Annotated in this window: 24 protein-coding genes and 1 pseudogene; 18 read left to right on the forward strand and 7 right to left on the reverse strand. The window is 46.4% G+C overall.

The features are described 5' to 3' along the window. Both ACTRXH_RS07685 and ACTRXH_RS07690 read right to left on the reverse strand, forming a co-directional pair. Window positions 1-188: pseudogene (locus ACTRXH_RS07685) on the reverse strand (ectoine hydroxylase); the annotation flags it as partial. A gap of 404 nt (window positions 189-592) precedes the next feature. Then, window positions 593-1,027: a universal stress protein gene (locus ACTRXH_RS07690; RefSeq protein WP_474262811.1), complete on the reverse strand. Its 435-nt coding sequence runs from the start codon at window positions 1,025-1,027 to the stop codon at window positions 593-595. A gap of 405 nt (window positions 1,028-1,432) precedes the next feature. Here ACTRXH_RS07690 and ACTRXH_RS07695 point away from each other — a divergent pair, with 405 nt between their 5' ends. After that, window positions 1,433-3,010, forward strand: coding sequence for a BCCT family transporter (locus ACTRXH_RS07695; RefSeq protein WP_474262813.1), 1,578 nt, complete (start codon window positions 1,433-1,435; stop codon window positions 3,008-3,010). Between the two features lie 51 nt (window positions 3,011-3,061). On the opposite strand, the gene ACTRXH_RS07700 is transcribed toward ACTRXH_RS07695, so the two are convergent. Beyond that, the gene (locus ACTRXH_RS07700) at window positions 3,062-3,787 is read right to left on the reverse strand and encodes an MBL fold metallo-hydrolase (protein WP_474281487.1); all 726 of its coding nucleotides are present in this window, start codon (window positions 3,785-3,787) and stop codon (window positions 3,062-3,064) included. A 188-nt stretch (window positions 3,788-3,975) separates the two neighbouring features. Here ACTRXH_RS07700 and ACTRXH_RS07705 point away from each other — a divergent pair, with 188 nt between their 5' ends. The 7 genes from ACTRXH_RS07705 (at window position 3,976) to ACTRXH_RS07735 (ending at window position 10,393) form a co-directional block, all read left to right on the forward strand. Further along, on the forward strand, window positions 3,976-5,199 hold the full coding sequence (locus ACTRXH_RS07705) for a hypothetical protein (RefSeq protein ID WP_474281489.1): 1,224 nt from the start codon (window positions 3,976-3,978) through the stop codon (window positions 5,197-5,199). A gap of 217 nt (window positions 5,200-5,416) precedes the next feature. Beyond that, window positions 5,417-5,995: a cell wall hydrolase gene (locus tag ACTRXH_RS07710; protein WP_474281491.1), complete on the forward strand. Its 579-nt coding sequence runs from the start codon at window positions 5,417-5,419 to the stop codon at window positions 5,993-5,995. Window positions 5,996-6,117: 122 nt separating this feature from the next. Further along, the gene (locus ACTRXH_RS07715; RefSeq protein ID WP_474281493.1) at window positions 6,118-6,945 is read left to right on the forward strand and encodes a sugar phosphate isomerase/epimerase family protein; all 828 of its coding nucleotides are present in this window, start codon (window positions 6,118-6,120) and stop codon (window positions 6,943-6,945) included. A 241-nt stretch (window positions 6,946-7,186) separates the two neighbouring features. Beyond that, entirely contained in the window at window positions 7,187-7,558 is a 372-nt protein-coding gene (locus ACTRXH_RS07720) for a DUF2512 family protein (protein WP_474281495.1), read from the forward strand. A gap of 16 nt (window positions 7,559-7,574) precedes the next feature. After that, window positions 7,575-8,066: a DUF2243 domain-containing protein gene (locus ACTRXH_RS07725; protein WP_474281497.1), complete on the forward strand. Its 492-nt coding sequence runs from the start codon at window positions 7,575-7,577 to the stop codon at window positions 8,064-8,066. 4 nt (window positions 8,067-8,070) lie between these two features. Continuing rightward, a complete protein-coding gene (locus tag ACTRXH_RS07730) occupies window positions 8,071-8,829 on the forward strand; it encodes a cytochrome c oxidase assembly protein (protein WP_474281499.1) in 759 nt (252 codons plus the stop codon). A gap of 22 nt (window positions 8,830-8,851) precedes the next feature. Further along, window positions 8,852-10,393: an FAD-dependent oxidoreductase gene (locus ACTRXH_RS07735; RefSeq protein ID WP_474281501.1), complete on the forward strand. Its 1,542-nt coding sequence runs from the start codon at window positions 8,852-8,854 to the stop codon at window positions 10,391-10,393. A 44-nt stretch (window positions 10,394-10,437) separates the two neighbouring features. On the opposite strand, the gene ACTRXH_RS07740 is transcribed toward ACTRXH_RS07735, so the two are convergent. Continuing rightward, on the reverse strand, window positions 10,438-12,135 hold the full coding sequence (locus tag ACTRXH_RS07740; protein WP_474281503.1) for a methyl-accepting chemotaxis protein: 1,698 nt from the start codon (window positions 12,133-12,135) through the stop codon (window positions 10,438-10,440). A 235-nt stretch (window positions 12,136-12,370) separates the two neighbouring features. Further along, complete coding sequence (locus tag ACTRXH_RS07745) at window positions 12,371-13,204, reverse strand: GGDEF domain-containing protein (protein WP_474281505.1); 834 nt, start codon at window positions 13,202-13,204, stop codon at window positions 12,371-12,373. A gap of 240 nt (window positions 13,205-13,444) precedes the next feature. On the opposite strand from ACTRXH_RS07745, the gene ACTRXH_RS07750 reads away from it, so the two are divergent. The 3 genes from ACTRXH_RS07750 (at window position 13,445) to ACTRXH_RS07760 (ending at window position 16,060) form a co-directional block, all read left to right on the forward strand. Continuing rightward, window positions 13,445-14,494 carry a class I fructose-bisphosphate aldolase gene (locus ACTRXH_RS07750; protein ID WP_474262835.1) on the forward strand — a complete coding sequence of 350 codons (1,050 nt, stop codon included), beginning with the start codon at window positions 13,445-13,447 and terminating at the stop codon, window positions 14,492-14,494. A 110-nt stretch (window positions 14,495-14,604) separates the two neighbouring features. After that, complete coding sequence (fmdA, locus tag ACTRXH_RS07755) at window positions 14,605-15,789, forward strand: formamidase (RefSeq protein WP_474281507.1); 1,185 nt, start codon at window positions 14,605-14,607, stop codon at window positions 15,787-15,789. A gap of 1 nt (window position 15,790) precedes the next feature. Next, on the forward strand, window positions 15,791-16,060 hold the full coding sequence (locus tag ACTRXH_RS07760; RefSeq protein ID WP_474281509.1) for an FmdB family zinc ribbon protein: 270 nt from the start codon (window positions 15,791-15,793) through the stop codon (window positions 16,058-16,060). A 51-nt stretch (window positions 16,061-16,111) separates the two neighbouring features. Here ACTRXH_RS07760 and ACTRXH_RS07765 read toward each other — a convergent pair whose 3' ends face one another. Beyond that, a complete protein-coding gene (locus tag ACTRXH_RS07765; RefSeq protein ID WP_474281511.1) occupies window positions 16,112-16,270 on the reverse strand; it encodes a hypothetical protein in 159 nt (52 codons plus the stop codon). Window positions 16,271-16,373: 103 nt separating this feature from the next. Then, the gene (locus ACTRXH_RS07770) at window positions 16,374-17,276 is read right to left on the reverse strand and encodes a sulfotransferase domain-containing protein (RefSeq protein ID WP_474281513.1); all 903 of its coding nucleotides are present in this window, start codon (window positions 17,274-17,276) and stop codon (window positions 16,374-16,376) included. A gap of 299 nt (window positions 17,277-17,575) precedes the next feature. Between ACTRXH_RS07770 and ACTRXH_RS07775 the strand changes: the two genes are divergently transcribed. The 7 genes from ACTRXH_RS07775 to cpaB all read left to right on the forward strand — a co-directional run bounded on the left by ACTRXH_RS07775 (window position 17,576) and on the right by cpaB (window position 23,470). Continuing rightward, complete coding sequence (locus tag ACTRXH_RS07775) at window positions 17,576-19,675, forward strand: LuxR C-terminal-related transcriptional regulator (RefSeq protein WP_474281515.1); 2,100 nt, start codon at window positions 17,576-17,578, stop codon at window positions 19,673-19,675. A 167-nt stretch (window positions 19,676-19,842) separates the two neighbouring features. Next, window positions 19,843-20,208 carry a DUF192 domain-containing protein gene (locus tag ACTRXH_RS07780; protein WP_474281517.1) on the forward strand — a complete coding sequence of 122 codons (366 nt, stop codon included), beginning with the start codon at window positions 19,843-19,845 and terminating at the stop codon, window positions 20,206-20,208. Between the two features lie 51 nt (window positions 20,209-20,259). Then, on the forward strand, window positions 20,260-20,439 hold the full coding sequence (locus ACTRXH_RS07785; RefSeq protein WP_474281519.1) for a Flp family type IVb pilin: 180 nt from the start codon (window positions 20,260-20,262) through the stop codon (window positions 20,437-20,439). Between the two features lie 77 nt (window positions 20,440-20,516). Further along, window positions 20,517-21,029, forward strand: coding sequence for an A24 family peptidase (locus ACTRXH_RS07790; RefSeq protein ID WP_474281521.1), 513 nt, complete (start codon window positions 20,517-20,519; stop codon window positions 21,027-21,029). Next, on the forward strand, window positions 21,030-21,401 hold the full coding sequence (locus ACTRXH_RS07795; RefSeq protein ID WP_474262851.1) for a TadE/TadG family type IV pilus assembly protein: 372 nt from the start codon (window positions 21,030-21,032) through the stop codon (window positions 21,399-21,401). Window positions 21,402-21,406: 5 nt separating this feature from the next. After that, window positions 21,407-22,303, forward strand: a complete 897-nt coding sequence (locus ACTRXH_RS07800; RefSeq protein WP_474281523.1) for a pilus assembly protein TadG-related protein — start codon at window positions 21,407-21,409, stop codon at window positions 22,301-22,303. A 12-nt stretch (window positions 22,304-22,315) separates the two neighbouring features. Then, window positions 22,316-23,470, forward strand: coding sequence for a Flp pilus assembly protein CpaB (cpaB, locus tag ACTRXH_RS07805; RefSeq protein WP_474281525.1), 1,155 nt, complete (start codon window positions 22,316-22,318; stop codon window positions 23,468-23,470).

Genomic DNA, 23,470 nt, shown 5'->3' on the forward strand with positions numbered 1-23,470 from the left:
TTCATCATTTCAACTTCCTCATCGGTAAACAGCTTCTGGAGCATGAGGTAGCCGTTCTCGTCGTAAAAGTCCAGTTCTTCCTTTTGCAGCGGGCCCTCAAAATCCGAACCGCCGTGAACAACAGGGTCCTTCCGGTCCATGATTTCCTTATGATCGCCTTGTCTGGATGGATACTTATCGATTGCCATTTTCAAGTCCTCCTAAAAATTTTTTAAAATACAGAATGAGTGCGGGCTGTAGAATCCCGCTTTAAAGTGGATGTGGAAAAAATAATGATTCTTTTTGTGCACCGGCTTCATGCCTGGTTGCATATAGAACAAAAGATGAAAATAATGCATAGCGAAAACAAAAGAACAATAAGCCCGGGAGAGGAGTAAATCGGCTTTTGCACGCAAAAAAGCCAGAAAAGAGACAGGTCTTTTCTGGCTTATGTTTTAGGCGCTATTGTCCAAACATTTCCACCATGCATATATTTTTTATCCCTCAATCTATCGGGGACACTTAAACTGTTCCCGCTCACAAAAGGAATAAACATAAATTTTCAAAAAAAAGCAGCGGCAATTTTTGCCTGCTGCTTTTAAAAGCTTTAATTTTAAGAACGGACCACCATGACACTGCAGGGTGCCGCTTTTGCAATGTGCTCGGATACACTGCCCATGAATATTTTTTCTACAGCGTTTAAGCCGGTCGCCCCGGTAACTATTAAATCTACATGGTATTTCGGTACGATATCACGGATGATTTTCGTTTTGGGAGAACCGTATAAAAGCTCTACAGTTACATCTGTGATGCCTGCTTCTTCTGCCTGTTTTTTGTATTTTGCCAGCAGTTCATTGGCATCCTCCTGTACTTTTTCAATAATGGAAGGAGCGTAACTGCTCATCGGCTGATAGGCGTTTTTATTAATCACCCTCGCAATTATAAGCTGGGCTTCCTGCGCTTTAGCAATAGGGAGAGCGGTCTCAAAAGCATATTCAGCCTGCTCGGATCCGTCGACAGCCACTAATACAACGTTCATTGTGTGCATAGAACATCCTCCTAATATAGTGAATTAGCAGGGGCATCCTGCCTGAAACCTAAAGCTGGAAAGAGGAAATAGGACAAATGCAGATCGTTTTATGCGGTTCTTTGATGAATTATATTCTATATTCATTGTACATGATATTTTTGACATTTACGACGCCAATAAATGAATAATTAGTGAAATAGTCATGAAAATTAAGAAAGTTCATTGAAAATTTCCTTAAATCAGTGAATTTGTGTATTATTTTCAAGGCAATTCGGGTAAATCAAACCAAAGGCTGCTTCACATTAGTTCTTTGAACCTAATACTATTTCCAAGAGTTTTTTTGGAACTAACTGTTGTTGGGATGCCTTATATGTTAAAGTTTCGTTAATTCGTTTCCCTAAGCAAAGAAAGGAGGAAGGCATCATGAGTGAAAAAGAGAAAAAATTTAAATTTCTCAACAGTATCTTTTTCATTTCTTTTATCATTATTTTTGTATTTGCATTGTGGGGGGCATTAGCACCACAGGCCCTGCAAGCACAAGCCGAATTTACATACGGCTTTATTGCTGATACGTTCGGCTGGTTTTATTTACTGTTTGTGCTGTTTCTGATCTTATTTAACTTTTATATGGCGTTTAGTAAGTACGGGCGTGTCAGACTCGGGGGCGACGATGCCCGGCCAAAATACCCTTTTTTCACCTGGATCGCGATGCTGTTCAGCTGTGGATTTGGTGTAAGTATCGTTTTCTGGGGTGTGGCAGAACCGATGACCCACTTTCAGACTCCCCCTCCCTGGACGAGCGTAGATCCCGGGACACCGGAAGCGGCAAGAGAAGCAATGTGGAACGCATTTTTTAACAACGGCATCCACCAGTGGGCGTCATTTACATTTGTGGGACTTGCGATTTCCTACTTTTTATACCGTCAGGAAGAGCGGAGTCTTATCAGTGACACAATGAACGGTGTTATCGGGGACGGCACCCGCCCGCTCCGCAAAGGCTTCCGTAATGGCGTGGACATCATTGCTGTTATCGCTACAGTAATGGGGGTGGCTACTACGCTTGGTTTGAGTGTTCTGCAGATCAGCGGGGGCCTCAATAGTGTGTTCAGTATTCCTGCCAGCTCGACGACTCAGTTTACTATTGTAGCCGTCATGTTTGTAGCTTTTATGGTTTCGACCATCTCTGGTCTGGACCGTGGAATAAAATATTTGAGTAATGTAAACCTCGGTCTGGCTTTGTTTTTAATGATAGCTGTATTGTTTATCGGTCCTACAGGCTTTATTTTTGAAACAATTACCATGGGTCTCGGTGATTATGTTCAAAACTTCTTCCAGGCAAGTCTGCGTATGGAAAACTATACAGACGGCACCTGGGTGCAGGACTGGCCGATTTATTACTGGGCCTGGACGATTGCCTGGTCTCCATTTGTAGGGATGTTCGTAGCCCGTATTTCTAAAGGGCGCACGCTCCGGGAATTCGTCCTTGGCGTTATGGTTGCTCCGCCGTTTATCGGGATGATCTGGATTGGTATTTTCGGCGGCACTGCGATCAACCTGGATTTATTCCACGGCACAGATATAGCGGGCATTGTTGCGGAGGATACGACACGGGCCATGTTTGCCATGCTCGATAACATACCGCTTGGCACTCTGCTCTCCATACTGTCGATATGCCTGCTGTTTACATTCCTGGTAACCTCAGCAGACTCTGCCACATTTGTGCTGGGCATGATGACATCCAACGGGGATACGAACCCATCAATGCTCTTAAAAGTAATCTGGGGCGCATTGATCGCCGGTTTGGCTACTGTACTGATTATCAGTGCCGGTCTTGACGGACTGCAGACAGTTTCTCTTATCGGGGCCCTGCCATTCTCTATTGTCCTGTTCATCTCCGCTATTTCCTTACTGAAATCCGTACGAAAGGATTACAAGGAAACGAGACTTCGGGAGGAAGAAGAGCGCCGGCAGCGGATCCGGGAGGATATCGAAAACTCTTAATCAAAGCACAAACGAAAGCACCCCCGCTAGCTGCGGAGGTGCTTTTTTCGTTTAGGATAAGATCCCCCGGATTTTTTGATTAATGTCTCCGTGTACTACGCCTCCGTGATAACAAATTACGGTCGTTATATCGAAATCGAGCAGTTTTTCTAGAGAACGGTGGGCTTGTTCCATGTCTGGCGTAACTTCTGCCCGGGGTCCGAAAAGCTCGCCGTCTTCAGCAGTCAAAGCATCGCCGGCAATAAGCGTATGGCTGTTTTCGTGATACAGGCTGATATGCCCGGGAGCATGTCCGGGCGTATGCACTGCGGTCAGCCCCGCCACAGGTTTATCTCCCTCTTCCATAGTTTCATTGATGAGCGAGGATTCATTCTTATCGAGCATATAACCAACCCGGTCCCTCTTTTCCTCCGGAAGGGTGTCGATCAGGTTTGCTTTGGCGTTACTGCTGAATTTAATCAACGGTTCTTCCCCGTCTACGTAAGGTTTGTCTTCAGAATGCATGAGGACACGCAGGTTGGGGTGGTCGTGAAGAATTTCCGGGAGGCTCCCGATGTGATCAATGTCCTGATGGGTTAAAATAATAGTATCAAGGTGATCGGGGTTTAAATTTTCCTGTCGTATCAATTCGTATATTTCTTCTTCGTATCCGGGCATGCCTGTATCAAAGAGAATCAGGTGGCCATCGTTATTTATGAGGGTTAAGTGTAATACCATGGTATCCTTTCCACGGGGCACGGAAAGCTCGAGTACGTGAATGGTTTCTGTAAGCTTCATAGCGGCCGAAGCACTTGGCTTCGGTTCACCTCCTTGTATTATATTGAACCTAAAAGAAATATTCCTCATTTTCTTTTATCTATAACATGTGCATAATAGAAAAATATGTGCATTTGGAAAAAGGCGAAAGTATGATACTGTATCTTTGGCCTTATTTCTAAGACAGTGCAGAGGAAGGAGGAGTATCAATGGCTTCGAAAAAAAACAAACATTCCCCGGACAGCTATACACTCGGGCTGATAGCCGCCCCGGAGCTGCCGAAGGAAATTTGCGACGAGATGGCAGAAGAGCTGCCGGATTTGCTCAAAAACTATGTAGATGACCGGAGAAGCTGGGAAGTAGAAGTGATTCTTGATCCTTTTGCCGGGGTGATAGAAAAATCAGAGCCTGTGATTGAGGAAGCACAAAAACATAAACAAAAGAATGAATGGGATTATGCTCTCTGCTTTACGGACCTTCCAATTATAGACGGCAAAAAACTGGTGATAGCTGATGCCAGTTCAGACCGGGAGATTGGCCTTATTTCCCTGCCCTCTCTAGGGGCAATGCCAATGAGAAAGCGTGTCCGTGAGGCAATGATGCAGCTTGTAAATGAAATGCACCATGGAAGCCTGGAGGAAGACCGCGAACGGCAGAATGAGCGTATCGCAGAAAATCAGGAGCAGCTTGAGGATCATGAAGAAGAACATTCCTATCAGGTCCGGGGAAGAGGATCGAGGGAACTGATGGGCAGCCGTTTGTATGAGCGCTTTTCCCCAATTAAACGGACGGTGTATTCTAATGAAGAAGAAAGCCAGCATGTCCGCTTCTATGCTAACCTGAATATGAGAGGGCGCACGAGGCTGCTTTCCGGCATGGTGCTGGCAAACCGGCCCTGGACGATTTTTCCGGCCTTTAAGCGTGTAATTGCCTTAGCTTTTGCTACCGGAGCTTATGGACTGATTTTTCCTAGTTTCTGGATGCTGAGCGACACCTATGGCTTTTGGCGCTTTCTTGCTGTTATGTTTACGGCCATGGTGGCTATGACTGTATGGTTTATTGCTGCACATGGTTTGTGGGAAAAAGAGTCAAAGGCAGAATCTAAATTTTTAGTCCGTTCCTACAATAAAGCTACAGCTTCTACCATTGGAATTGCCATTATTCATTATTATATTATTCTATTTGTGATGTTTTTAGTTGTTTCTCTGCTGTTTATTCCAGGATCACAGCTGGCACTGAATTTACAGGGGGCCGTAACATTTGCGACGTACCTGAAAATATCCTGGCTTGCCTGCACGGTAGCCACGCTTGGAGGCGCTCTTGGGGCAGGGCTTGAAAGTGAAGAAACGGTGCTCAAAGCGACCTACGGCTACCGCCAGCGTATTCGCAATGAACGTGCGAAATCGGAAAAACGGGAGGAGTCTTCCTCCTAAAAAAGACGCAGGAAGGCGTCTGTGCCTTTATCGTGGAATTACAATGCCTGTTTCTGTGCCTATGACTTTTCTTCCAGTGTTACAGCAAAAAACAGCCGAATATGCCGTCAGTGGAAATTATTATTCCTTGAAGCGAAGTGGTAAAATGATGACAGACCTGTCATTTGCCGCCATCATAGGAACAATAATCTTGCCTCACTGATAAAGGGTGATTACGATGTCCAGGCAGTATTCTATTTACACCGTAATAGGATCGCTAGCTGTTTTTGCTGCTGTGTTAGGCTTCTTAGTCTACAATGTGCACGAACGAAGCCAGACAGCCGAGCAGGAAGCAGAAGAAAAACAACAGGCTGCAGAAGAAGAGACAGAACAGGAAGCAGAGGCACCTGAACAGGAGCCGGAAGAAGAAAGAGTCGCCTCGAGTGAAGTGCCTGAGGTGGAAAATGAAGAACTGCTTGAACGGGCCGTTCATGCAGAAGCCAAAGATGAATCTTTTGAAGGTATGGTGGCCGTGGCAAGTGTTATTTTGAACCGCATTGAATCCGAAACCTTCCCAGACGATGTCGAAAGTGTCATATACGAAGAAAATCAATTCCAGGTAGTAGCTAACGGAAGCATAGAAGAATCTCCTTCCGAGCGTGCAGAAGAAGCAACGGAAGAGGCTCTGAATGGATCGGAGCCGGTAGGGGATTCATTGTTTTTCTGGAGTGAAGATGTGCCGAAAGACAACTGGCTCTGGGAAACGAAGACAGTTGATTATGAAATCGGCGGACACGTTTTTTCAGAAGACGTTTAAGTAGGACCAGCGGTGACAAACCGCTGGTTTTTTTGTTTTATATTTGGTCAAAATCATGCTTACAGGAGAGCTGGGCAAGGAATATATTAGAAGGCAGGCATAATAGTGAAGGGGAGAACGAGATGAAATTTTCGATATGCAGCTGGATCTTTGGAGACCAGCCAATTGAACAGACAATGCGTGACGCAGCTTCCATAGGGTACGATGAAATTGAAATTCACGCGAAGGACTATAACTGGGAGGAATTAATCCAGCAGGCGGAAGCCCTCGGGATCCGTATCCGGGGTCTGTGTGCGGATGCAGGATGGCCGCGGAAAGAAACAGATTTATCACAGATTGATCCAACTATGCGAAAAACAGCTGTAAACTATTTTAAAGAACAGATTAGCCGTGCATACCGGGCTGGTGCAGAATATATGGTGCTTTCCCCGTGCGCCCCGGGCAAATCAAAGCCGGAAGGAAACGGTAAAGAAGAATGGGAAGCAGCCGTTTTATCACTTCAGGAAATAGCTCCCTATGCAGAAGAAAGAAACGTTGCTCTGGTCATTGAGCCGTTAAATCGTTACGAAAGTTGTATCATTAATACCGGATGGCAGGCGCTTATGCTCGTGGAAGAAACCGGACATCCATTTGTGACGACGATGCTCGATACTTTTCACATGAATATTGAGGAGAGCAGCATGGAGAAGCCTTTTCATCATCTGGGCCCCGCCCTCAGCCATATACATGTGGCAGATACTAATCGGCAGGGTCTCGGGTACGGAAGACTTCCCTGGGAGACAATCGCTGAGGCTATTAAAGAAACAGGGTACGATGGAACGATTACAGTAGAATGCCTGGCACCGGAATTGAATGTATTTCCTTCAAAAGAAAAAAAGTCCAGAATAGATTGTGTTAATGAATATGCCGAAAAGTCGCTTGAAAAACTGCAGTATCTTTTCCAGTCATAATAGAACGAAAGAAGAATATAACCACCTCTTAAGCCTGGTGCTCACTCGCAAAGCGCTAGCTCGAGTGATTAAAAGAGCGTTTATGTAAATGCGTTTTAAGGAAATAGAGAGATAGCCCAGCATTAACTGAATAAACGAAGGCAGCAATCGCGGGATTAAGCCTTGCGGTAAGCCAGGAAAAGAGATACGTCTTTCCCTGGCTTTTTGCGTTTTATAAACCAGCTTCAGAAAGGAGGAGAACATGAAACACATTAAAGCATTAACCGGAAAAGGAGTGATGACGGCGGCTCTGCTATTTTTGGTGCTTGGTATCGCAAACGGGGTCTCTGTTTGGAGTGTGCTGGTGCTCACTATTATTATCGGCGCAATCAGCTATCCGCTCGGTGATCTCATGCTGCTCCCCCGTGTAAAAAGCCTGATCGCAGCGATTGGGGATGCCGTTCTTGTGTTTGTGATTATTTTAATTGCAGGTGCTGTAATTTCCTTTTCAGGGCCGGTGCTGCTTGCAGCAATAACAGCCGCTGTGCTGATGGGAACAGCAGAATATATGTTTCATTTTTATCTGGGCACGCACGTGCTTTTTTCGAGCAATCGTGTGAAAACAGATATGTAACGTAGGAGGCTTAGTCATGTCAGAAAAAAACGAAGCTATGCTTCGGAGAAATCAGGCGAATTACGCCGGAAGAAACCTGTTATCCGGCCTTCTTTTCGGTCTCGGGCTCATCGCTTTTATAGATGAAGCCGTTTTTCATCAGCTTCTGAACTGGCATCATTTTTATGATTTATCGACCACGGCTGTCGGGATCGTTTCAGATGGTTTTTTTCATGCATTCAGCTGGTTTGCTACAGTAGCTGCCCTGTTTATGTTTGCTGATCTCCGGCGCCGGCAGAGCTTCTGGCTGCGCCGGTGGATCGGGGGAATGTTAACCGGGGTCGGCTTCTTTCAGCTGTATGACGGGATCGTTCACCATAAGTGGATGGGCATCCATCAAATAAGATACGGAGTAGATATTCTGCCATATGATCTGGTATGGAACATCAGTGCGTTCGTACTGCTTGTTGCCGGGATAATCGTATGGAGACAAACTTCGCGGATAAAAAAACAGAGAGCAGCTGTATAAACTGATGACTACTTCACATTATTTTGCAGAAGGCGTGCTTGCAGCCCCTTTTGTCGTTGTCTGTCTCTTGTATCTTGCTGCGGCCTTTCGTGACACTGGATGGCCGGTATACCGCATTGGGCTGTTTGCTGCCGGTACAGCGGCGGCAGTCATTTCGGTGCTTGGGCCGATTCCCCGGATGGCTCATGATTCCTTTGTCATTCATATGACCGGCCATTTGCTGCTTGGTATGCTGGCCCCGCTTTGTATGGTGCTCTCGGCGCCGATGACGCTTGCTCTCCGCACTCTCCCGGTGCCTTCAGCGAAAAAGTTGTCTAAATTACTGCGGAGCCGCTTTGTGGCGATAGTATCTCATCCAGTGACGGCTTCGGTGTTAAATATTGGCGGCCTATGGCTTTTGTATACGACTGGATTGTACGCTTTGATGCATGAGTCCGTGCTCGTTTATACAGCTGTTCATATTCATATTTTCTTAGCGGGATATGTGTTTACAGCTTCTATTATTTATATCGATCCGGCGCCGCACCGGTATTCTTTTCTGTTTCGATCCGGGGTGCTTGTAACAGCCCTTGCAGGCCACGGTATTTTGTCCAAGTATTTATATGCATCTCCGCCGCCCGGAATTGGGCAGGAAGCTGCTCAGGCGGGTTCGATGCTGATGTATTACGGGGGGGATGCGGTGGATATTGCCATTATGGTGATTCTCTGCTGGCACTGGTATAAAGCGGCCCGCCCCAAGCAGGAAGAAGCACCGGCAGCCTGAATAACTATAAGGAGGAACTGCAATGACTAACAATAAACATGTCCCTTTATATCCGAATTCTTTATGGCTTAAGGAAAGCAAAACTACACACATGCCTGCACATAGTGGAGAAGACACGGCTGAAGTGACTATCACAGGAGCCGGGGCAGCCGGTATCACAGCAGCCTACTATTTAGCAAAGGCCGGAACGAAGGTGGTGCTGCTGGAAGCGGGCAGGGTGCTCGAAGGTACAACCGGGAATACAACGGCAAAAATATCCTCCCAGCACGGAATGGTGTACGATGAGCTGCTTCAGAATCACGGCCGGGAAAAAACCAGCCAGTACTTTGAAGCTAACGAACAGGCGATCAGCGATATGCGCAAGCGGGTTACTGAGCTTAATATTGACTGTGAATGGGAAGAGCGGAACGCTTTTATTTATACGAAAAGCGAGCAGCAGAAAAAAGTGATGGAGAAGGAAGCAGAGGCGTACCGGTTATTAAATGTAAACGGGGGCGATGCTTCTGACGAACATGATCTTCCATACGCTGTTGAACGGGCGCTCGTTATCCGCGATCAGGCTCAGTTTCAGCCAGTGCATTATTACCGGGCCCTTCTTGAAGAAGTTGTTCGTCTTGGCGGGCGTGTGTACGAGAACACACGTGCAGCTGAGGTGAATAAAGCCAATGGGAAAGTAGTGGTCAATACAAACAACGACAGCACGGTTACCAGTGACTACCTTTTGGTCACAAGTCATTTCCCTTTTAACGACGGTATGGGGAAATACTACAGTCGTCTGCATGTGGAGCGTTCCTACATCATTGGGGCAAAAGTTCAGACAATGCCAAAGCATATGTATATCAGTGTAGATTCCCCTTCGCGGTCGCTTCGTACAGCAAAGGATGAAAACGGGGAGAATCTGCTTTTAATTGGCGGGGAAGGACACACGTCCGGAAAAAATGAAACGAATACGTTCGAACGGTATGAAGCACTGCGCAGCTTTGGTGAAGAGTACTTCGGTCTGCAGACGGTGCCTTACCGCTGGTCGGCTCAGGATATGATCACTCTGGATAAAATGCCCTATGTGGGCCCAATGACATCCGGGGAAGAACAGATTTTTACTGCCACCGGATTTATGAAATGGGGCATGAGTAACAGTGAAGCAGCAGGGAAGATGCTCGTCGATTATGTACTCGGTAATGAAAATGTGTATAAGGAGGCTTTTGATCCAACACGTTCCGAGCTGAAAAAGAAAAACATTCAATCCTTTGCTTCCGAAAACATGGACGTAGGAAAAGAAATGATTAAAGGAAAGGCCAACAGAGGGGATAAAGAAAAGAACCTGGAAAATGATGAAGGAGCTTTAATTAATACAGAAGACGGAAAGGCGGGCGCTTACAGGGACGAAACGGGCCGACTGTATGTTGTCGACACCACCTGTACGCATATGGGCTGCGATCTCTCCTGGAACAATGCAGAACGGAGCTGGGATTGTCCGTGCCATGGTTCGAGATTTTCCTACGACGGAGAAGTTATTGAAGGGCCGGCAGTAACGCCGCTGAAGCGTAAAACAGACCTTGAATAACGAAGAAGGCCCGGAGAAAAAATCTCCGGGCCTTCTTACTCGTATTATAGCTTAAATTTATCTACTTCAGCGTTCAACTGGCGGGCAAGATCGTTAAGGTTTTCCGAATTAGCGGAAACTTCCTCCATGGAGCTGCTCGTCTGCTGGACGGAAGCTGCAGTCTGTTCAACGCCGGCAGCAGATTCCTCGGATACTGAAGCTATTTCTTCAATAGAAGCGTTGATTTCCTGACTGCTTGAAGAGATGGCTGCCAGATTTTGAGTAACAGATTGAAGGTTTTCTGCCATTTCTTGAATAGCGGTATTAATTGTATTAAAGGTTTCGCCAGTAGTCTGGATCTGGGTGGTGCCGATTTCCACTTCTTTATAGCCTGACTGCAGAGAGGCAGTGACGGAAGACGATTCGTTCTGGATTCCCTCCACGATGCCGGTAATGTCTGTGATAGAAGCAGAGACCTGCTCGGCCAGCTTCCGCACTTCATCAGCGACTACGGCGAAGCCGCGCCCCTGTTCGCCAGCGCGGGCAGCCTCAATGGCTGCATTTAAAGCAAGCAGGTTGGTCTGGTTAGCAATATCATTAATGACAGACACTAATTTTGAAATCTCCTGGGACTGTTTATCAAGTCCTTCCACTTTCACAGCGGCATTTTTCACGATAGCATCGATTTTTTCCATTTGATGAACCGAATTATCCATCAGCTCGCGACCTTCATTTGTAATAGACAAAATATGAGTCGAGGCATTGCGGACATCTTCGCCCTTCGTATGGGCGTCAGAAACATTTTCTGTAAAATCACTCATTAAGGAGGCAATGCTGCTGGCACTTGTGGCCTGCGATTCTGCCCCGGAAGCAAGCTCCTCCATTGTAACTGCTACCTGCTGGGATCCTGCTTTCACTTCGTTTGCAGAATGGGTTAAATTCTGACTCTGACCCGATACGTTCGCGGACATCGTTTTAATTTGTGCAAGCAGCTGGGCCATGTTGTCATTCATCTGGTTGGCAGCGAGTACGAGCTTGCCGGTTTCGTCGCGTGCGGTAGTCTGCATCGGCTCCTGGCTCAAATCTCCATCGGCAATGGACTGCATCCGATGCATAACCGCTTTGATCGGGGCAGAAATCGTGCGCGCCATGAAAAAGGCAATTGCCAAGCCGGCAATGATAACCAGAAGGGAAACAATTGTGCCGGTGGTCATCATGTTCCTGCCGCTTTCAAGTATTTCTTCCCCTGCGGTGGTGATTAATCCTTCTCTCTCTGTAGCTAACTCTTCAAAGCCGGTCATAATCTCGCGAGCTAGAGGTTTGGCTTCTGTGTTTAAAATTTGTTTAGCTTCTTCTTCATTTCCTGCCTCATAGGCTGGAAAAACTTCTGAGGTAATAATCTGCTCCCATTCAATGCTTTGTTCCGTTAGTGCTTCTAATTCAGCGGATTCGAAATTGGCAAGCGTTTCCTCCTCCAGCGCAGCGCTCTCCTCGGTATATTCCATGAAGCTGCTTTTGAATTCCTCATCGCCGAATAAAACGTATCCACGGGATAAAGCAACACGCTGGGCCATATTAAAAGCAAGCTTTTCGTCAGCGATTAACAGCGGAAGCTGCTCCTCAACGATACCTTCTGTTTCAGCATTCGCTTTACTGTTAGCGTAAAAATTATAGACCCCGAGTGCTGTTACGAGCACCACAAGTGACAAAAAACCAGTTAAGATTTTTGCGCGAAGACTTTTGAAGTTAAACCATTCCTTCATTCCATACACCCCTCTAAATTAATGTAGTAATACTTCCCCCTTGCGAAAAATACAGCTGCTGTTCTTTTGTTTCTGCTTTTTATGAGAATGATGGAATGGAAATATTAAGCAGATAAAAAGAATTAACTCTACAGACATTTATCGATATAAATTAGGCTGAAAAGTATAGGCCATTGTTACTGTAAAAATGAAGAAATTGTGAAGGGATTTTTCGGCGGAATAAGGCTTCCCGTATTTATTCACTTGAGGGAAGTGTATTTTCTTGCTTTCGACGTTTGTTTTTATACATTGCCAGATCGGCTTTATGCAGCACGGTGGCGAAATCCTCCTGCTGGTTCAGGAATTCGTAAGTTCCAACGCTGACGGTGATCGCAAAAGTGTTTTCCCCATCTGTATAGGGAACCCGGAGCTGCTGGTCTATCCGGCTTTGGGTCAGCTGTGTGCTTTTCCCGCTTTTTGTTCGGATTCTTTCCATAATGACAAACTCATCTCCGCCTAAACGATAAAGATGCTGTTCCGGAAAGCAGGCGCTGGCAATTCTGCTGGCAGTAAATTGAAGCACACGATCACCGGTCACATGGCCGTAAGTATCATTAACGGTTTTAAATTGATCAATGTCGATAAAATAAAGAAGATAAGGAAGTTCTGCATCGGAGGTTTTCTGAAAAAACTGCTGCAGGGCAACACGGTTGGGCAGCTTGGTTAAATCGTCGCGGCCAACCATTTCTTTGGTCGTTTCGAGGTGGGCGATAGTACGGTTCAAATCAGCATTTAAACGACCGATCATTCCGGTACTTTGAAAGGAGGCTCGGGCGCTCAGGTCTCCGTTTCGCACAGAGGTCAATACAGCCTGAAAGTGAAAGATGCATCTGCGTACAAAGCTGAAGAAAAGAAAATAATTCAAAAGCCCGAGTGCCACACCGGCTGTAATCGAAGCGATATAAAACATGTATAAAAAAGAACCGGGTATGGGAATGACCACCGGCATAAGAACAGCAAAACCGACTCCTATGAAAATACCGAGGAACATATACAAAAAAAACATCACAAACAGATAATTTATTTTCATAAGAAACGCCCTTTCCAGCGGAAAAGTTGATTGCATTATAGAAGTTTAAATTAAGAAGCAGTACTTGCTATATATATCGTCACAATCCTAAAAAGTCTTATACTTAAAGCGGAAATCATTCATACAAACATTTTTCGGAGGCTTATCCTTTCATAAAATCTTTCGAAAATTTGTTTATTTTCTTCCCTAAAAAGGGAATTAGGTAAGAAGAATTTCCTAAAATGGTGAGGAGGTATCATGATGGCTTCAACGAAGGAAATATTAGGACAAGACGCGGATTACTTATTAAATCATGAAAGCAAGACGGTGCCGAAAGAAAACCTTTATGTGCCGGGGCCTGATTTTGTCGACCGGGTATACAAATCGACAGATCGTTCTCCGGTAGTTCTGCGCAACCTGCAGAGCCTGTTTGATCACGGACAGCTTGGCGGAACGGGTTATCTGTCCATTCTGCCGGTCGACCAGGGCATTGAGCATTCGGCAGGGGCTTCATTTGCTCCGAACCCGATGTATTTCGACCCGGAAAACATTGTGAAGCTTGCGATGGAAAGTAACTGTAATGCGGTAGCTTCAACGATCGGGGCACTTGGCTCGATTGCAAGAGATTATGCGCACAAAATCCCTTTCATTGCCAAAATTAACCACAATGAATTGTTAACGTATCCGGAAACACATGACCAAATCATGTTTGGATCTGTGGAACAGGCCTATAACATGGGGGCCGTAGCGGTTGGAGCGACGATTTATTTTGGTTCTGAGCAGAGTGACCGGCAGATTCAGGAAGTATCGAAGGCCTTCGAACGCGCTCACCAGCTCGGTCTTGGCACCATTCTCTGGGCCTATCTTCGTAACCCTGGCTTTAAAAAAGACGGCACCGATTATCACACCGCCTCCGATCTGACGAGTCAGGCGATCCATTTATCAGCAAGTCTGCAGGCTGATATTGTGAAACAAAAGATGCCGACCAACAACGGCGGCTACACCGCTGTCAGCTACGGCAAAACACATGACAAGGTTTATTCAGAGCTGACAAGTGACCATCCAATTGACCTGACCCGTTATCAGGTAATGAACTCGTTTATGGGACGGGCTGGCTTAATCAATTCCGGCGGCGGTTCTGCAGAATCGGATTTGGAGGATGCCGTAAAAACAGCGGTAATTAACAAGCGTGCCGGCGGCATGGGACTGATTATGGGACGCAAAGCGTTCCAGCGTCCGATGAAGGACGGTATAGAGATTATCCGCTCTGTGCAAAGCGTCTATGCGGATGAGTCGATTACTTTAGCATAAGAAGTAGAAAAAAGGGGAGAGCCTTCCCCTTTTTTTTATCTAATATATTCAGAAAATTTAAACATCGTATGCTGTGCCTCTGGCTACCTTTATAAACAGGAGGATTTTATATGCCGAAAAAACTGTTTGAAGTAGACCTCAATAAAACAATGGACCAGCAGACGACGCCGGGGCATAACCGCTGGCACCCGGATATTCCTGCCGCTTTTTCTGTAGAACCGGGAGAGACATTCCGTATGGAATGCCTGGACTGGACCGACGGGCAGATCAGCAACAATGATGACCCTTCGGATATAAAACATGTGAACCTCGATCGTGTGCACGTACTAAGCGGGCCGGTGCACGTGAATGGAGTGGAGGAGGGGGACCTGCTCGTTGTTGATATTTTGGATATCGGAACGTTTCACTCGCATGAATGGGGATTTAACGGTATTTTCGCCAAAGAAAACGGCGGAAGCTTTTTAGTGGACCATTATCCGGAAGCAGCCAAATCCATTTGGGATTTTGAAGGTATTTATGCGACTTCGAGACATGTTCCGAATGTAAAGTTTGCAGGCATCATTCATCCGGGGCTGATCGGCGTGGCTCCTTCACAGGATATGCTGAATGAATGGAACCGCAGAGAAAAGGAACTGGTGGATACAAATCCTGACCGGGTGCCTCCGCTTGCGAATCTTCCAACGAAGGATTCAGTTGTGCTTGGTGAACTCAAAGGTGAAGAGTTCGAACGGGTTGCCGCCGAAGGAGCAAGAACGGTGCCACCCAGGGAAAATGGGGGCAACTGCGACATTAAGAATCTTTCGAAAGGTTCAAGGGTATACTTTCCGGTGTTTGTAGATGGAGCGAAGCTGTCGGTGGGAGATCTTCATTTCTCGCAGGGAGACGGAGAAATTACGTTCTGCGGTGGCATTGAAATGCCCGGCTGGATTGACCTGAAAGTACACGTAATAAAGAACGGCATGGAAAAACACCATATTAAGCGCAATCCTGTCTTTAAGCCAGGACCAGTCATGCCGCATTATAATGAATTTCTGGTTTTTGAAGGCGTGTCGGTGAACGAGTTCTCGGGAGCGCAGACCTACCTGGATGCTAACGTCGCTTACAGGAATGCGTGCCTGAATGCGATTGATTTTCTGAAAACACTTGGCTACACAGGCGAGCAGGCCTATATGCTCCTGGGTACTGCACCGGTACAGGGCACTGTAGCAGGCGTCGTAGATATACCGAATGCCTGCTGCACGCTCGCCCTGCCTAAGGATATATTTTATAAAAATATATTGCCGGAGCTTGATTAGTATGGCCCAATTCACCTTTGAATGCCGGACGTGCGGTACGTTTGAAAGCTGGATTGTCTCCAAAGGAGCCCGGGTCAGTGAAGCCCCGTGCCCTATGTGCGGGGCAGTGGCCGGAAGAGTCTTTCAGCCGGTGAACCTGTCAAAGATGGATACGAAAGTAAAATCGAGGATTGAAAACGGAATGCAGCCGAAAACAGTACAGCAAAAGGATTTGCCCGCAAAACAAAGGACCATACAGCGGACACCGCGCCCTTGGCAGGCAGGACATTAAAGAAGGAGACCCGGAACAAACGGGTCTCCTTTAACTATTTTTGAGTTACTGTTAATTTGAATTTTTGTCTTTTCCAGCTATGCCAATAATCGCTATGGTGGCCAGCATGACACCATAAACAATTGAAGAAGAAAGAAGAGGTTTTTTAGTGATTTTTAAAAATAAACGGTGGGGCTTGTCAGCTGAGTCCTTGGACTCCCGTTTATACATATCTCAGCCTCCTTTAGGATGTTTAAATAATCTTACCCCGGAAAGGTTCGGTTTAATCACAAACAGAAGAAAGCTGGAAAACAGCTGTTGAAAACTGTGTCTTTTAAATGTCTTTCTTCGTGTAATCAATACTGTAATGATGAAAAAACAGTTGATTGTCGTTTTGGTACTTTGCCTGAAGTACCTTCTGAAGAGACTCCGGGAGAAAATATTTTTGGTGGTGAAGCATAAAGCTTGCCCGGCTCTGCAACAGCCTTCGGGATAGGGGCTTTCCTCTTTTTGTTGGAACAGGGGCTTCGGGATTAAACGGAGTTTTAAAAAAATAGTTCATCTTTCTGGCAGCCTTCACCTGCATAGTGCCGTAGCTCCGGTTTACTTTTGTATTGCTGTAGGAGGGCATTTTTTCAATTCCCATATACTGCAAAAGTCCTTTAATTTCCTGCATTTCATTTTGCCGGAACCGCTCGTACTGCATGAGATAATAGTTGCTTTTGCCAAACAATTGCGTGACACGCTCCATGTAGCTGAAATAATAGTAGCCGTCGAGTACTCCCAGATGCTCCCACTCCTCAAACACGACGGCGGCCTGCTTGTAGCCGCCCTGGTGAATATACTGCACGTAAAGGGAAGTGAGGAGATCAAGCTGCCGCCGTACTCCAACAATAATATGCACGTCATAGCTTTTTTCAGGAAAAATCCGGCGGAGATCCTCTAAAATGGCGTAGTTGTCTTTGACCTTTTTTTTCGTGGACATTGGGTTGCCGGAGAGACCCTCGTACGAAATGAGGAGCGGTTTTCCCGTCTCCATCATTGACTCAAATTCGTTACGTAAATCACTGGTAGCTTTATCCGATAATTTTTTATGGCGTATTTTGTACAAATCCGTCTGTATATGCCCCCGGGAAAGATATGTAATTTGGTGCGTCAATTTAGGATAAATGCTTTTCTGCAGAAAAGTAGTAGCTGTTTTGTGATAACCCACATGAATGTAAATGGTCTTGCGCATCGCCCTGCCTCCTACGGTATGAATGCATCCATCATACCGAAATCCATAAGAGCAATCAAAGTAAAAGGACCAGTGAGTTTGGTCGCATATGCATTCATGGAGAAGGGTAAATTCTTCTTGAATTGCCCGGGAATCCCGAAAAAAGCTTTTAATTCCCCCCGATAAAGGTATAGAATTCGTATACATTGAAATTAGGACTACAGTACACGGCAAAAGGTCCCTGGTTCCTATTGAAAGCTTATTTTTCACAGCTGATAGACAGCCACAGGGCCAAGAACGAAGCATAGGGGGCCAGTATTATGGGGGATCAGCGTACAGAGATAATGGAAGAAATACAGGCGATGTATACTTCCTTATATAATGTTACATTGCTAGTCGTTGACAGCCTGGGGAACGAATCTGCTTTTACCGACGGGGAAAATGAACTGTTCGCAGCACTCGATGCTGCCCCGGGGGCAGGGCTCAGAGATAAAATAAATCATATGTTTAAAGGAAAGTTAAACGCACGAGAGCCTTTTTTCTACGATCTTTTTCCAGGGATTCATATAGCAGTAGTTCCGCTGCAAAAAAATGAAAGTCCAAATCATTTTTTACTGGCAGGACTGCTGGTTGAAGAAGGGGCACAAAAAACAGTGGAAACAAGTCTTGAATCGGCGTATGGAAAAAAAGGCGGCTGGAAGGAAATTATCAAGCACACACCGTCTTTTTATATCGAGGAAAGAGAAAAATGGCTTAACCGTTTCCAGAAGGCGGCAAATGTTCTGGCGCTTTGCTTTGACGGGCAGTCTTCATCCGAAAATCATACCCGGTTAATGCACCGGGCCCTTCAGCGGCATTCTACGGAAGAATTACTGGAACTGCTCATCGATGGTCTTGAAGAAGCAGAGGTACTGGGGATAGCTGAAGAGGGGCAGGAGGGTGTATACGAAACGACATGCGTGACGGGAAAGCATAGGGAGGCGTTAGAGAGTCTCTCATTCCACCCCGGGGAAGGGCCGCTTGGCAAAGTGCTGCTGTCAGAGGAGCCTTTGTTTCTGGAAAATTTAAAAGACCGCCCCCAAAGTTATTTTTGGAAGCGCTACGGACTTTCGCCTCTCTTGTTTTTTGCGCTGCCGATCCAGAAAACTAACGGAGCCTCCGCCGTCATCTTTGGAGGGAGCTTTTCCCGCAGATTTTTATCCGGAAAGGGAAAAGAATTTTTACTCACCATGATTTCGATAATAGAAGCTAAAGTGAAAACAGACTGGCTTGCAGAGGAAAATAATCGTCAAATTCAACAGCTGGGGTCCCTGGTCGAAATAGGCAGACTGATGGCGGCCGGACCGGATATAAAAAAAGTCAGCTATATACTTATAGATGCCAGCCTGAGCATAAGTCAGGGAACCTTCGCTATGCTGCTGTTGAAAAAGAAAGAGCGCGGAAAATACCGGATGATTTCAAGAGGATATTCCAGGCAGGAGCTGGAGTTTTATGCAGAAAGCACAGCGGCAGAATACTTTTCTGGACTGGATACAGAGCGTGAAAAAGTGAAGCAGGCACAAGCGCCGTGGGAGGAGCCGGTGCTCGAATGCCCTTTAGTTTTTCAGGGGGAAATACTTGGAGTACTATGCGTAGGTACATTGGAAGTGAGAACCCGGCAGGTGGAGGAATTTCTGGAAGCTCTCTCTGTAATCGGCGGTGTGTCCATGAAGCTCGCCGGAGAGGAGTCGGGACTTAGCGTGCACAAGCAGCTCAATGCCATGCATCTGGCGGTAAAACAATTTGATCCGGAAGCCTTCGCCCTGTCGAGCCGGGCAGCGGAAATTGCTGAGCAGTATACTGCTAATGGAAATTTTTCTGCTTCCTTTGTATCATCCATCACAGGGGCATGCAGGCTGTCTGCTTATTCCCCGGCGATCATCCAGGAATTAATGCCGGACAGCCAGGTCGGAGAAGTGTTGGAAGAAGGCCGTTCTCTCAAGGAAGGTGTTAACAGATCGCGTTTGAGCACAGGGGCACAGGCTGAAATATTTGCCATGACCATGGTATATGCAGAAAGCGGGGATCGGAGGGAAATAAAAGCAATAACAAACATCTCGGAAGAATGGAAGGACAGCTTTCTGAATTTCCTGGAGCAAACGTTTATCAATGACCAGGAGCTGTTTTTTCAGAATTCGGCAGAGGTGGGAGAAGAATCGGCGATTCCGGCAGTACCAAACAAACCGTCCCTCTCCTCCCGGGAGCAGGAAGTGCTGGAACTGATTATAAAAGGAGATAATAATCGCGAGATCGCTGAAAAGCTTTTTATTAGTGATCACACGGTAAAAAATCACGTTACGAAAATTTTCAAAAAGCTGGACGTGCCGGACCGGGCCCGGGCTATTTCGAAAGCGTATCAGGTAAAGTACGAAGGATTTTAAAATGAGTAAAAATAGGAGCATAAGTAGGAGTTATAACCTATTAAATATACCTTATAACAGGAACGTAAGGGGATATTTTACAATAAGTTTACGAGGTATAATCAATTCATAAGCCAAAAGGCTTGATTCTAAAGAAGTGATCGTGTTTAACAGGAGGTGCCAGGCATTTGAAGTTGGTAGTTCTTCAATCCAGACAGGTGATAGCGGAAAATGTGACAGGGGCATACAATTTTTATCAGCGATTCAGGGGATTAATGTTCAAAAAGCATTTCCCGGCTAATTCGGGCCTTCATATTTCCCCTTGTCCATCGATTCACACCTTTTGGATGAAGTTCCCTGTAGATGTGCTTTATCTCAGCCGGGAGATGGAAGTGCTTGAAGTGGACGAAGAGCTGCGCCCAGGGAAAATCGGAAAAAAGGTAAAAGGTACTGCCTCGGTCATCGAGCTTCCTGCGGGAAGCATTCAGGCAGCAGACCTTGCACCCGGCGACGTTCTTGCTCTTGAAGAAGCTTCCAGCCGGCAGATCAGTTGACTCGGTCCTCCCAGACAAGTAATTACTTACAATAAAAGGAGAGTGTTCAGAATGGTCGAAATTTTTAAAAATTTGGTAGTGGAAGAAGAAGGACAGGGCATGACAGAGTACGGTTTAATTCTTGGGTTGATTGCGGTTGGCGTTATTGGGGCGTTGGTTCTTCTTGGAGAGCAAATCGGTGACTTCTTCACGGAAATCACAGATACTCTTACAGAAGAAGAAGGCGCATAATTAAGAATTTGATGGCCCTTCCACACTTGGGAGGGTTTTTTATTAACTAAGTCAAAACTGAAAGGAAGGGATGAAGCTTGGGACTTATCGATTGGATTTTGATTGCCGTATTACTTATATGTGCGATTACAGATATAAAGGAACGAAAAATCTATAATAAAGTGTTGTTTCCATCCATGCTGCTCGCATTCGTTTTCCACGGCGCAGTGTCTGGATGGGAAGGGCTGTTTCATTCCTTCCTTGGATTTTTGATTGGGTTCGCCCTTTTGTTTATTCCGTACGCCATGGGCGGCATGGGAGCGGGTGACGTGAAGCTGCTGGCACTAGTGGGAGCAATGAAGGGCGGCACATTCGTGCTGCAGTCCTTTATATTTATTGCGCTTCTCGGGGCCTTGATGGGACTAATCGTCCTGCTTCGCCACAAAAATATTTTGAAATCATTTTTTTACAGGCTGGCTCATATAAAAAACGGAACGAAGATCCCGGGCGGCGGATTGTCGAAACAATCACTTTCAAAAACGTATCCGTACGGGGTAGCTATAGCTTTGGGAGCCGCTGTGAATTTATTTACAGAAGGGATGCTGTTTTAAATGTGGAGGCAGGAAGACGGACAGTCGCTCGTTGAATTTGCGCTCGTTCTTCCGCTTATTATCGCGCTGCTTATTGGAATGATTGATTTCGGGCGGGTGCTCTATACGCACCAGGAGCTCGAGCTCATTACCCAGGAAGCAGTGCGGATCGGCAGCTTCGGAGAAAGCGATGAAGCAATTAACAGTTATGTAACGGAGAATTTTGACAGCGGAAATCCGGCAGATCTTACCGTTACAGTAACGCCGGGAGATCGAAGCTCCGGGGAATACATGACGGTAGAGACAGCGTATCCGGCGTCCATTTTTAATTTGCTCGGTGATTATTCCATTCCCTATACGATCGAAACGAATTCAACAATAAGGGTGGAGTGACCTTTATGAAGATATGGATAAAAAATGAAAAGGGCAATGCGTTAATTCTTATGGCGATTGGCCTCGGTATAGCAACAGCGATGTGCGGAGTAGTCATTGATGGCGGACACTTATATAAGACGCAGAGCAGCCTGCAGAAAACAGTAAACGCAGCCGCTTTATCCGGTGCCCAGGAACTGATGAATTCTGAAGAAGAAGTTTCCAATGTAGTGGATGAAGTGCTGGGAGCACACGGAGAGTCGGAAAGCTTATTTAATACAGACATTACGGAAGAACAGTCGGTGCGGGTGGAGCTGGAGCGTCCGACTGAGGTGTTTTTTTCTTCTTTATTTGGAGTGGAAACAGTAGATATTAACGCTGCGGCCAATGTAGAGGTGGCTGCGATTGGGGAGGCGGCAGGGGCTGCTCCATTTGGCATCAACGAAGAAACGGAACTGGTTTTTAATGAAACGTATGATCTAAAGGTCGATTCCGGCGATTCCACAGGTGGGAATTTCGGAATTCTGGCTCTGGAAGGCCCGGGGGCCAAAACGTACGAAGAGACATTAAAAGAAGGCTACGATGAGCCTTTGCGTGTCGGAGAAGTGGTTAACACTCAGACAGGAAACATTTCCGGTCCTACAGAGCGTGGAGTCAATCACCGCATCGATAATTGTCCAAGTGGCGACATTTATGACCGTGACTGTGACAGGGTCATGCTTATCCCGGTATATACCCCGATTGGAAATGATGATAATTTCAGAGAAGTGGAAATACGAGGATTTGCCTATTTTTACCTGGAGGAGCGAATGAGTAAGAATGACGATTCGGTCCGGGGAAGATTTATTCAACGGGTGGGCAAGGGTACTATAGTAGAAGGTAGTGCCAGCCGGGGGGCATATACAACCAGACTGACTCAGTAGGGACGGGATAACATGAGGCCAAAAAGATTGCTGCTGTTCGCTTTAATAGCCGGCGTGATAACGACGGTGATTTTCTACATATTTATTACAAGAGACGCACCGGAAGAAGCAGAAGAAACAGACGTACAGATGGTCGAAGTAGTAGCTGCCACAGAAGCGATTGACGAAGGAACGAGAATAACAGGGGACATGGTGGAAGCAGTGGAAATAGCGGAAGAGCAGATGCATCCGAATGCAGTCCGTGAGCCCGGAGATGTAACCGGCACCTACGCGAAATCGGATCTTGCGGATGAGGAAGTTATTCTCGAAAATCATTTTCAGAGCGCTGACGACAGTGATGCCCCGCTGGCCCAGCAGGTGGAAGAGGGAAGACGGGGAGTCTCGGTCAACGTGGATTATGAAGAATCCGTGTCGTATCTGCTGGAGCCGGACGACTATGTCGATGTTCTTTCCACCAGAATGAATGAAGATGCAGAAATGCAGACAGAGGTGCTGGTTGAAAGGGTCCGGGTTCTTGCAGTAGGCGAGCGCTTCCAGGAAACGTCAACCGCTGCGCCTGATGAAGAAGGAGAAGGAACGGAAGAAGAAACGACAGAGTATCAGGCAGTGACGCTTGAGCTGACGCAGGAGGGCTCAGCGCAAATCATCAACGCCAACCAGGATGATGGAGATCTCCATCTATCTATATACAGTCAGGCTACGGAGGGGGATGGACCGGGAGAATCGGCTGATAACGCCGTGGAGGTCACCGCCCCTTCAGTAGAAAATTCAGATGAAAGCGACGCCACTGACAGTAATCAGGAAGCCGGGGAAACACCGGTACCTGAAGAAAATGATGACGGTTCTTCCGGAGAAGAAAATAATGATACAGGCGGGGAAACAATACCAGAGGATGAAACCCCGACAGAAACGGAAGAAAACAACTCTTCTGCAGATATTCAACAGGCAATAGAACTTTCACCGTACACGTATCGCGCCAATATCCGGGAATTCCCTAGCCTCGAAGCTCCTGTACTGGAAATCGTAGATAGCGGAACCCGTCTGGAATACACCAATCAGTTTGAACAGGACGAGGAAAACAGAACGTGGGTTTTTGTAGAATACGGGGAAGACGGCTCCGGGTGGATCAGCAACCGGATTACCCAGTTTGAGGAAAGCGGGGAGTAG

Source organism: Marinococcus sp. LNHM5E3-2.1, assembly GCF_056034365.1.